The organism is Mycobacterium sp. TH-M103, assembly GCF_057473785.1.
The window spans coordinates 1-7,138 of the sequence record NZ_JBYCLG010000291.1; the positions used below are offsets into that span (position 1 = coordinate 1).

At 71.8% G+C, this 7,138-nt stretch carries 10 protein-coding genes; all 10 read left to right on the forward strand.

All coding sequences use genetic code 11. The features are described from left to right. Positions 1–567 (forward strand): CoA transferase (locus tag AC2VOR_RS16465; protein WP_486964128.1); only part of this gene is annotated, 567 nt, incomplete at its 5' end. A gap of 101 nt (positions 568–668) precedes the next feature. Then, a complete protein-coding gene (locus AC2VOR_RS16470) occupies positions 669–1,199 on the forward strand; it encodes a hypothetical protein (RefSeq protein WP_486964129.1) in 531 nt (176 codons plus the stop codon). After that, complete coding sequence (locus AC2VOR_RS16475; RefSeq protein ID WP_486964130.1) at positions 1,196–1,900, forward strand: NIPSNAP family protein; 705 nt, start codon at positions 1,196–1,198, stop codon at positions 1,898–1,900. The genes AC2VOR_RS16470 and AC2VOR_RS16475 overlap by 4 nt, the downstream gene beginning before the upstream one ends. Next, on the forward strand, positions 1,900–3,120 hold the full coding sequence (locus AC2VOR_RS16480; protein WP_486964131.1) for a cytochrome P450: 1,221 nt from the start codon (positions 1,900–1,902) through the stop codon (positions 3,118–3,120). Before AC2VOR_RS16475 ends, AC2VOR_RS16480 begins: the two co-directional genes overlap by 1 nt. Position 3,121: 1 nt before the next feature. Next, positions 3,122–4,090, forward strand: a complete 969-nt coding sequence (locus tag AC2VOR_RS16485) for a zinc-binding dehydrogenase (protein WP_486964132.1) — start codon at positions 3,122–3,124, stop codon at positions 4,088–4,090. Beyond that, positions 4,087–4,845 (forward strand): HpcH/HpaI aldolase family protein, encoded by a 759-nt coding sequence (locus AC2VOR_RS16490; protein WP_486964133.1) that lies wholly within the window; start codon positions 4,087–4,089, stop codon positions 4,843–4,845. The genes AC2VOR_RS16485 and AC2VOR_RS16490 overlap by 4 nt, the downstream gene beginning before the upstream one ends. 29 nt (positions 4,846–4,874) lie before the next feature. Beyond that, positions 4,875–5,582 carry an SDR family NAD(P)-dependent oxidoreductase gene (locus AC2VOR_RS16495; protein WP_486964136.1) on the forward strand — a complete coding sequence of 236 codons (708 nt, stop codon included), beginning with the start codon at positions 4,875–4,877 and terminating at the stop codon, positions 5,580–5,582. A 93-nt stretch (positions 5,583–5,675) separates the two neighbouring features. After that, a complete protein-coding gene (locus tag AC2VOR_RS16500) occupies positions 5,676–6,623 on the forward strand; it encodes an alpha/beta hydrolase (protein ID WP_486964134.1) in 948 nt (315 codons plus the stop codon). A 59-nt stretch (positions 6,624–6,682) separates the two neighbouring features. Next, entirely contained in the window at positions 6,683–6,961 is a 279-nt protein-coding gene (locus AC2VOR_RS16505) for a hypothetical protein (protein ID WP_486964135.1), read from the forward strand. A gap of 18 nt (positions 6,962–6,979) precedes the next feature. Then, positions 6,980–7,138: acyl-CoA thioesterase (locus tag AC2VOR_RS16510; protein ID WP_486964137.1), on the forward strand; the 159-nt coding region annotated here is incomplete at its 3' end.

Below are 7,138 nucleotides of genomic sequence, written 5' to 3' on the forward strand. Positions count from 1 at the left end.
CTGTACCGGCAGGGCGCCTACACCGTGAGCTTCGACCTGAACACCTACCTGCTGACCGGCCAGCAGATCGCCATCGGGCAGCGCGAATCGATGGGCAACCCGTGCATGAACAACTACACCGCCGCCGACGGGCGACGGTTCTGGATCGTCGGACTCGAGGCCGACCGGCACTGGCCCGCGCTGTGCCGCGCCGTGGGCCGCCCGGAGTGGTTGACCGACCCACGATTCGGCGACGCCCGCGCCCGCGCCCACAACGCGGTGCCGCTGATCGCCGCGCTCGACGAGATCTTCGCGACCCGCCCGCTCGACGAATGGGCGCAGGCCTTCGCCACCGAACCGGACTTCTTTTGGTCACCGGTCAACACGCTCGAGGACGTCGTCGCCGACGAGCAGTTCCACGCCGCCGGCGGCATCGTCGACGTGCCCGACGGCGCAGCCGGCGTGGCGATGGTGGCCACGCCGGCGGACTTCCACGGCACGCCGTGGGCACCGCGTTCTGGCGCACCGCAACTGGGCCAGCACACCGAGGAGATCCTCGCCGAACTCGAGGCGCGCCGCGGGTCGTGACCCACCCGGCGAACCTTTACAAATTTTCGCCAAAATGTCACGCTGTCGGGTGAGTCGCGTCCCAACGCAAGCGCCGGCGTGCGGCGGTGAGGAATGGATTGATGGTCACTTCAACGCTCGACGTCCGCGCGAGCGGCCGGGTCACCGCCGCGCGGACCGCGGCCTCACTGCGCTACCGGCTCGACGTCGTCGCGGCCGGCGCCGCCGACATCGTCCAATCGGCCGGGGGCTGGCTCTACGACCGCGTGATGGCCGGATGGGAGGTGACCGTGCGGCTGCCGGACGCCTGCGACACCCGCGCCCTGCGGATCCTCGGCGCCCGCGTGTCGGATTGCCGCTCCGGGTGGTACGAGACCGAGATCGCCGATCAGGGCCTGGCCGTCAGCGCCGCGGCGTTCCGCGCCGACCCGCGCGTGCGGGACCGGGTGCTGGCGTCCCTGGACGGCCGGCTGACCGAGGTCGCGCTGTGGGGCGACGGGTGGCCGCTGAACGTGGACCGGGCGATGAACCGGGTGCCGCACGTGCTCAGCGCGGCGGCCCGCACGTTCAAGGGCCACGCCCTGCTGGCCGCCGGAATCCCCTGTGAGGCGGTCGGTCCCACCGAACCCCTGCTGGTCCGGCCCGAGCGATGAAGAAGTACTACGGCCACACGCTGCTCTACCTGCACGAGACCATCGCCCTGGGCTCCGCGCGCGGCGACGGTTTCACCGAGGTGTTCACCGACACCTACCAGCCGATGATGCAGGAGCTGGGGGCCCGGCTGTTCGCGCTCTGGGAAGCCACCCCCTACAACGGCCACTGGCCGCAGGTGACGATCATCTGGGAGATCGACGGGTTCGCCGACTACTCCCGGATCGGGGCCGCCCAGGAGCGCGGCGGCAGCCACGAGGCCGCGGCGGCCAAGTGGTCGGCGTTCCTGGCCGACACCGGGGCCTCGGGCGAGGGCCGGATCATGTACCCGGGCCCCAGCAACAAGACGCTGGCCCAGCTGCGCGACGTCGGATTCACTGCGCCGCTGGTGATTCAGGAGATCATGCAGACCAAACCGGGACGGCAGGACGACTACATCCGCGAGCTGGAACGGCTCTACGTGCCGTGGTCGGAGCGCACCGGCAAGCGCTGGCTGGGCTCGTTCACCACCACCTTCCGCTACAACGAGGTGATCCACTACTGGGCGCTGGAGGGAGGCTGGGAGTGCTTCGCCAATCACTACCCCTCCTGGAAGGAGAGCCCACCGGCCGAGATCGTCACCTGGATGAGCCTGGCGCCCGCGCTGCGCGACGGCTGGGAGGACTCGATCCTGCAGGCCTTACCGCCCTCGCCGCTGCAGTGATGCGACGGCCCGCCTTCGCCTACGACCCCTTCGACGCAGAGGTGATGGCAAACCCGTTGCCGTACTACCGGATCCTGCGCGACGAGTACCCGGTGTACTACATGCCGCAGTGGGACACCTACGCTCTGTCCCGCTTCGAGGACATCTGGCGGGTGCTGGAGGTCAACGACGGCACCTTCGTCGCCTCGGAGGGCACGCTGCCCGCGGCGTCGGTGCTGGCCGAGCACAACAGCGGGCCGGTCGCCGATCCGCCGTTGCACCCGTTGCCGTTTCACGCAGTCTTCGACGCCGGCCTGTACGGCGAGATCCGCCGCGCGCACTCAGCGCCGTTGCGCCCCAGGCCCGTCGCCGAGCTGGCGGATCGGATCCGCGCGCTGGCCGGTGAACGGCTCGACCAGCTGCTGCCGCAGGGCTCGTTCGACCTGACCCAGGACTACGGCGGCATCGTCGCGGCGTCGATGGTATGCGACTTACTCGGCATCCCGACCGATCTCGCGCCGCGGGTGCTGGCCGCGGTCAACGCGGGCAGCCTGGCCGAGCCCGGTGTCGGGGTGGACACCGCCGAGGCGCGGCCCAACTACCTGGAGTTCCTGGTGCCGGTCGTCGAGGCCCGCCGGGCCGGCCGCTCGACGGGCGCGCTGCCCGTCGTCGACGGCCTGCTGGGCTACCGGCTGCCCGACGGCAGCGCCCTGTCCGACGTCGAGGTCGCGACCCAGATGCTGTGCATCTTCATCGGCGGGACCGAAACGGTGCCCAAGATCGTCGCCCACGGACTGTGGGAGCTGCGCCGGCGGCCCGACCAACTGGCCGCCGTACGCGCCGATCCGGCCACCAACGTCCCGCTCGTGCGCGAGGAGATGATCCGGTTCTGCGCGCCAGCACAGTGGTTCGCGCGCACGGTGCGCAAACCCTTCGGCCTGCACGGCCACACGCTCGAGCCGGGCCAGCGCGTCATCACCCTGCTGGCCTCGGCCGCCCGCGACGAACGGGAGTACCCCGACCCCGACGAGTTCGTCTGGGACCGTCCCGTCAAGCGCTCCCTGGCCTTCGGCCGCGGACAGCACTTCTGCGTCGGCTACCACCTGGCCAGGCTGGAAATCGACGTGCTGCTGACCGAATGGCTGCGCCGGGTGCCCAACTACGCGATCCGGGACGAAGGCGCCACCCGGCTGCCGTCCAGCTTCCAATGGGGATGGAACAAGATCCCGGTGGAGGTCTGACGTGTGGTCCTACCGGATCGTGGCCCCCTACGCCTTCGAGCGGGCGTCGATCCCCGACAAAAGGCCCGAAGAACTGGCGGAAGGCGAAGTGCTGCTGCGGTTTCTGGCCGCCGGGGTCTGCGGCAGCGACCTGCCGGCGTTCCGCGGGGTGCGGGGCCGGATTCCCGGCGACGACGGCCCGGGCGCAGCGGAGAAGGACGGCTTCCCGATCCACGAGGTCGCCGGCGAGGTGATCGCCAGCCGCCACCGCGACCACCGGGCCGGTGACCGCGTGGTGGGCTGGGCCTCTGGGTTCGACGGCATGATGGAGCGCGTGATCAGCGACGGCGACGGCCTGGCGCCCTACGACCCTTCGCTGACCCCCGCGCAGGCCGTCGGGCTGCAACCACTGGCCTGCGTGCTCTACGCCTGCGAACAACTGCCGGACCTGGCCGGCCGCCACGTCGCCGTCATCGGCCAGGGCTCGATCGGGCTGCTGTTCTCCTACGTCGCCAACGTCGCCGGGGCGCGCCGCGTCACCGGTGTCGACCCGGTGGACCGACGCGGCGTCGCAAAGGAATTCGGGGTCGACGACGCGGTGCGCGCCACCAGCGACCGGTGGGCCGGGCAGCTGGCCGCCGGCGACCGCGCCGACGTGGTGATCGAGGCCGTCGGACACCAGGTGGCCACCCTGAACCACGCCATCGCCGCCGCGGCGCCGGGCGGCACGGTGTTCTACTTCGGCGTCGCCGACGACGACGCCTACCCGATCAGCATGCGCACCATGCTGCGCAACAACCTAACGCTGAAATCCGGTGTGACACTGGACCGGCGGCGGATGCTGGACACGGCCGGCAAGTTCGCCGCCGATCACCCCGGACTGCTGGGCGCCTACCTCACCCACACCTTCGGCGTCGACGACGTCCAGGCCGCGTTCGACCTGGCCTGCCGTCCCGACCCGGCGCGCGTCAAGATCGCGATCGCGGAATGACCACGCCGGACAGCAACCTGCACCGGGCGCTGAGCCGCGGCGGCCCGGTCTGGGGCGGCTGGCTCACCGGCCCGACGTGGCTCGGCCCGGTCGAATTCTCCCGCGCCGGTTACGATTACGTCGGATTCGACGCACAACACGGCTACCTCGACGACGCCGACATCGCCGGCGCGCTGCGGCACGTCGAACACGTGCCGATCGGCACGGTGGTCCGGCTGCCCGACGCCGGCGCCGCACCGATCGGGCGGGTGCTCGACGCCGGCGCCGACGCCGTCGTCATCGCGATGATCGAGTCGGCCGAGCAGGCCGCCGCGGCCGTGGCCGCAACCCGCTATCCACCGGCCGGCGTGCGCAGCTTCGGCCCGCTGCGCGCCGGCCTGGGCCTGGACCCGCGCGCCCACGAGTCGCGGGTGAGCGTGTTCGCGATGATCGAGACCGCCGCGGCGCTGTCCGACCTCGACCGGATCTGCGCCGTCGACGGACTCACCGGAATCTACGTCGGCCCGGCCGATCTGGCGATCTCGCTGGGGGCCGACCCGGTCGGGGCGACCCGGCATCCGGAGGTGCTCGACGCGATCGTGCGCACGCACCGCGCGGCCGCGGACGCGGGCCTGGTCACCGGCATCCACGCCGGGGACGGCAAGGCCGGGCGCGCCATGGCAACACTGGGCTTCCAGATGATCACGCTGGCCGCCGAATCGCAGGCGCTGCGCAGGGGCGCGGCGGAATATCTCCGGGAGGCTCGGGAACGGTGACCGACGACACCAACCACCCGGTCGCCCTGGTGACCGGCGCCGCCGGCGGGCAGGGCTGGGCCATCGCCCAACGGCTGCGCGCCGAGGGGTTTTCGGTGGCCGCCTGCGACCGGCGCATCGACGAACTGGTCGCCGCCGTGGACGGGCTGGGCGACGACGCGGTGCTCGCGCTCGAACTCGACGTCACCTCAGCGGAACAGTGGCGGGCCGCCGTCGACCGCGTCGCCGAACGCTTCGGCGCGCTGAGCGCGCTGGTCAACAACGCCGGCGTGCTGCACCGGGCCGCGCTCGACGAGGAAACCCCCGAGGGGTTCGAAAACTCCTGGCGCGTCAACTGTCTGGGGGCATTCCTGGGAATCCGTGCCGCCCTGCCGCGGCTGCGCGCCGCGCCGCAACCGTCCGTCGTCAACATCTGCAGCACGGGCGCGATCCGCCCGTTCCCGCAGCACGCCGCCTATGGTTCGGCCAAGTGGGCGTTGCGGGGGCTGACCCAGACCGCCGCGGCCGAGCTGGGCCCGGCCGGCATCCGGGTCAACGCCGTGTTCCCCGGGCCGATCTCGACACCGATGCTCGACGGGGCCACCCAGACGCGGCTGGCCGCGACGGCGATGTTCGGCCGGATCGGCCGCCCTACCGAAATCGCCGATGCCGTCGCGTTTCTGGTCTCCGACGCGGCCGTGTTCATCACCGGCTCGGAGCTCGTCGTCGACGGCGGCCAATGCCTGCAGATCCGCTGAGCCGGGCCTGTCGGTGGGCATCGCCGGTGCCGGCGCGTAGCTTCTGGGGAATGACCCGCAGACTCCAACCCGGCGACTTCGGCTGGTCGGCCCATGAGTGAGCTCGACGGCGCCGACCGGCTCGACCCCGCGCTGCGCGCCGTCGCCACCACGCGTACCGATTTCTCCGCCGCCGCAATCGAACTCATCCGTGAGCCGTTCAATCAGCGGCGCCTGTTGGCGGCCGAGCTGACGGACGCGCGGGACGTCGACGTCGTCGACGTCGAGGTGCCGGCGGAAACCGGGCCGGTGCCGGTGCGGATCTACCGCGGCGGCCCGGCGCCGGCGCCGGCGGTCGTCTACTGCCACGCCGGCGGGTTCGCGCTGGGGAACCTGGACACCGACCACCGCCAGTGCCTGGAGCTCGCCCGGCGCGCCAGCTGCACGGTGGTGTCGGTGGACTACCGGCTGGCCCCCGAGCACCCCTATCCGGCCGCGCTCGACGACGCGACCGCGGTGCTGCGCTGGGTGGCCCGCGAGGCATTCGAACTCGGTGTCGACCCGGCGCGGCTGGCGGTCGCCGGCAGCAGCGCCGGGGCCACCCTGGCCGCCTGCCTTGCGCACGGCGCGGCCGACGGGTCGCTGCCGGCGGTCGCGTTCCAGCTGCTGCACCAGCCCGTGCTGGACGACAGGCCGACGGCCTCCAAAGCCGAGTTCACCACCAGCCCGGCCTTCGACAGCGAGGCCGCCGATCTGATGTGGCGCCACTATCTGGGCCCGGCCCCCGGATCGGCGGACGCCGTGCCCGCCCGCCGCGGCCGGTTCGGCGGTCTGGCGCCGGCGCTGATCACCTGCGCCGAGATCGACCCGTTCCGCGACGAGGCCGTCGACTACGCGCTGGCGTTGCTGCGCGCCGGGGTCTCGGCCGAGTTGCACGTGTTCCCGCGGACCTGCCACGGCTTCGACTCGCTGCTGCCCGACTGGGTGGTGTCCGAGCTGCTGTTCGCGCTGCAGGGCCACTCCTTGTCCACCGCGCTGCACGGCGCCCCGGGCCCGGCCTGACACCCGGGTAGGGCCCAAGCCTTACCCGGGCGGGACGGCCGGCGCAACAATCGGCGGTCATGAAGATCACCGGCGTGGACGTGGTGCCGTTCGAGACGTTCGTCGACCGAATCGCGTTCGGCCAGTTGCTGACCGACTACCGCGTGGTCCAGACCGTGACCACGGTGCGTACCGACGACGGGGCTGAGGGCTACTACTGCGACCCGCTCGGGCCCGACGGATACGTCGACGTGCCGTCGGCGCCTGGCCTCGGCTACCGGATCGTGTGGGACTACATCGACGCCCACCGACTCGACGAGTCGCAGGCCGAACCGGTCGCGCCCCCGCACCCGAGGTAGGCGTGCTGGAATACAGCCATGGCTATCCCGCCCGCACCGGAGGCGCTCACCAGCGACGACTTCCCGGTGCTGTGGCCGGTCGGCACCCGGTGGGCCGACAACGACATGTTCGGCCACCTCAACAACGCGGTCTACTACCAGCTTTTCGACACCGCGATCAACGCCTGGATCAACACC

What these genes read in the sequence shown, in the direction of transcription:
- AC2VOR_RS16480 (WP_486964131.1), top strand. Translation starts at nt 1,900, where the DNA reads ATGCGACGGCCCGCCTTCGCCTACGACCCCTTCGACGCAGAGGTGATG.
- AC2VOR_RS16505 (WP_486964135.1), top strand. Translation starts at nt 6,683, where the DNA reads ATGAAGATCACCGGCGTGGACGTGGTGCCGTTCGAGACGTTCGTCGAC.
- AC2VOR_RS16490 (WP_486964133.1), top strand. Translation starts at nt 4,087, where the DNA reads ATGACCACGCCGGACAGCAACCTGCACCGGGCGCTGAGCCGCGGCGGC.
- AC2VOR_RS16475 (WP_486964130.1), top strand. Translation starts at nt 1,196, where the DNA reads ATGAAGAAGTACTACGGCCACACGCTGCTCTACCTGCACGAGACCATC.
- AC2VOR_RS16500 (WP_486964134.1), top strand. Translation starts at nt 5,676, where the DNA reads ATGAGTGAGCTCGACGGCGCCGACCGGCTCGACCCCGCGCTGCGCGCC.
- AC2VOR_RS16470 (WP_486964129.1), top strand. Translation starts at nt 669, where the DNA reads ATGGTCACTTCAACGCTCGACGTCCGCGCGAGCGGCCGGGTCACCGCC.